The organism is Xenophilus sp. (assembly GCF_044462705.1).
Classification (GTDB): Bacteria; Pseudomonadota; Gammaproteobacteria; order Burkholderiales; family Burkholderiaceae_C; genus Xenophilus; species Xenophilus azovorans.
The window spans coordinates 1-3,047 of the sequence record NZ_JBIQNC010000332.1 but is presented as its reverse complement, the minus strand read 5'-3'; the positions used below and the strand labels follow the sequence as shown (position 1 = coordinate 3,047).

At 69.6% G+C, this 3,047-nt stretch carries 1 protein-coding gene; it reads right to left on the bottom strand.

Translation table 11 applies throughout. The features are described from left to right. On the bottom strand, window positions 1-2,870 hold a 2,870-nt coding region (locus ACIY1X_RS25715), incomplete at its 3' end, for an efflux RND transporter permease subunit (RefSeq protein ID WP_399686342.1). Window positions 2,871-3,047: the final 177 nt, after the last annotated feature.

Below are 3,047 nucleotides of genomic sequence, written 5' to 3'. Positions count from 1 at the left end.
CGCTCGGCGTCGATGGCGAAGTCGATCATCATGATCGCGTTCTTCTTGACGATGCCGATCAGCAAGATGATGCCGATGATGCCGATCACGCCCAGGTCGTTGCCGGTCAGCATCAGCGCCAGCAGCGCGCCCACGCCGGCCGAGGGCAGCGTGGAGAAGATGGTCAGCGGGTGCACGTAGCTTTCGTACAGCACGCCCAGCACGATGTAGACGCACACCACCGCCGCCAGGATCAGCCAGAGCTGGCTGGTCAGCGAGGTCTCGTAGGTGCCGGCCGCGCCGAGGAACTTCATCGAGATGCTGGAGGGCATGCCGATGTCCTTCGCCGCCGTGCGGATGGCCGCCACCGACTTGCCCAGCGCCATGCCCGGCGCGGTGTCGAAGCCCACCGTGGCGGCCGGGTACTGCGCCACGCGCGTGACCTGCAGCGGCGCCAGCTGCTCGCGCACGGTGGCGAAGGAGGACAGGGGCGTGGTCGAGCCGCCGCCGGTGCGCATCTGCAGCGTGCCCAGGCCCTGGATGGACGCCAGCCCGTCGCGCTGCGCCTCCAGGATCACGCGGTACTGGTTGGTCTCGGTGAAGATGGTGGAGACGATGCGCTGACCGAAGGCGCTGTAGAGCGCGTCGTCCACCGAGCTGGCCGTGACCGACAGGCGCGAGGCGGTGGCGCGGTCGATGTCCACGTAGGCGGCCAGGCCCTGCGCGCCGGCGTCGGTGGTGGCGTTGCGCACCGTGGACGCCAGCTCGGCGGTGCGCAGCCTGTCCACCAGCTTGCGCGCCCACTCGTTCACGGCCTGCGTGTCCACGCCTTCCAGCGACAGGCGGTACTCGGTGGGGCCGGTCTCGGCGTCGATGGTCAGGTCCTGCGTGGGCTGCAGGTACAGCACGACGCCGGCCGCCTGGGTGCGCACGCGCTCGCGCAGGCGCTGCATGATCTCCTGCTGGTCGCCGCGGCCGGCGCGCAGGTTGATCAGCATGCTGCCGGTGTTGAGCATGGTGTTGTTGGCCGCGTCCACGCCCACCACCGAGCTGATGCTCTGCACCTCGGGGTCCTCCAGGATCGCCTGCGCCGCCGCCTTCTGCAGCTCGGCCATGCGGGTGTACGAGACGTCCTGCGCGGCCTCGATGCGGGCCTTGAGCTGGCCCGTGTCCTGCGTCGGGAACAGGCCCTTGGGGATGACCGCGTACAGCAGCACCGTCAGCGCCAGCGTGGCGATGGCGACCACCAGCGTCAGCGGCTGGTGGCGCAGCACCCACAGCAGGCCGACGTCGTAGCGGGCGATCACACGGTCGAAGAAGGCCTGCACCTTGTGGCCGAAACGGCCGCGCTGCTCGGACTCGGGCTTCAGCCAGCGCGCGGACATCATCGGCACCAGCGTCAGCGAGACCACGGCGGAGATCAGGATGGTGATCGCCAGCGTCACCGCGAACTCGCGGAACAGGCGACCCACCACGTCCTGCATGAACAGCAGCGGGATCAGCACCGCGATCAGCGAGACGGTCAGCGAGATGATGGTGAAGCCGATCTGCGTGGCGCCCTTGAGCGCCGCGGCGAAGGGCTGCTCGCCCTCCTCCAGGTAGCGGGCGATGTTCTCGATCATCACGATCGCGTCGTCGACCACGAAGCCGGTGGCGATGGTCAGCGCCATCAGGCTCAGGTTGTTGAGCGAATAGCCCAGCAGGTACATCAGCCCGCAGGTGCCGATGAGCGAGATCGGCACCGCGATGCTGGCGATGACGGTGGCGCGCAGGTTGTGCAGGAAGAAGAAGATCACCAAGACCACCAGCACCACCGCCAGCACCAGCTCGATCTGCACGTGGTGCACCGAGGCGCGGATGCCGGTAGTGCGGTCCGACAGGACCTGCATGCGCACCGCGCCGGGCAGCGAGGCCGTCAGCTCGGGCAACTGCTTCTTGATGGCGTCCACGGTGGCGATCACGTTGGCGCCGGGCTGGCGCTGCACGTTCAGGATGACGGCCGGGCGGAGCGTGCCGTCGGCGTTCTTCACGGTGTCGGCCTTCGCGTCGGCATCGGCCTTGAGCGCGGCCCAGGCGCCGAGCTGGTTGTTCTCGGCGCTGTCGACCACCTGGGCCACGTCGCGCATGCGCACGGGGGCGCCGTTCTTCCACGCGACGATCAGGTTCTGGTAATCGGCCGCCGTGAGCAACTGGTCGTTGGCGTTGATGGTGTAGGCGCGCTTCGGGCCGTCGAAGCTGCCCTTGGCGCTGTTGGCGTTGGCCGCGCTGATGGCGCTGCGCAGCGTGTCGATGCCGATGCCCACCGAGGCCAGCGCGTTGGTGTCGGCCTGGATGCGCACCGCGGGACGCTGCCCGCCCGAGAGCGTGACCAGGCCGACGCCCGTCACCTGGCTCATCTTCTGCGCCAGCCGCGTGTTCACCAGGTTCTGCACCTCCGTCAGCGGCATGGTGTCGCTGCTCACCGCCAGGGTGAGGATGGGCGAGTCGGCCGGGTTGACCTTGGCGTACACGGGCGGCGCCGGCAGGTCGGCCGGCAGGAAGGAGCCGCCGGCGTTGATGGCCGCCTGCACCTGCTGCTCCGCCACGTCCAGCGTCTCGTTCAGGTCGAACTGCAGGGTGACGATGGACACGCCGGCGGCGCTCACCGAGCTCATGCGGTTCAGCCCGGCCATCTGGCCGAACTGGCGCTCCAGCGGCGCGGTGACGGTACGGCTCATCACCTCCGGGCTGCCGCCGGGGTACAGCGTCTGCACCTGGATGGTCGGGTAGTCCACCTGCGGCAGCGCCGCCAGCGGCAGGAAGCGCAGGCCGACCAGGCCCGCCAGCACGATGGCCAGCATCAAGAGGCCGGTGGCGACCGGCCGCTCGATGAAGGGACGCGAAGGACTCACGGCGGACACCCCGCTCAGGAGGCCGGGCGGCCCGGCCCGCCGCCTTCGCGCTGGCGCTGCTGCATGCGCTGCCAGCGCGCCAGCGCCTCGGGATCGCCCTTGTCGAGCTGCTCCAGGAACTGCTTGCGCCGGGCCAGTTGCTCGGGGTCGTCCTTGGCGCTGTCGAGCATGCGCTGG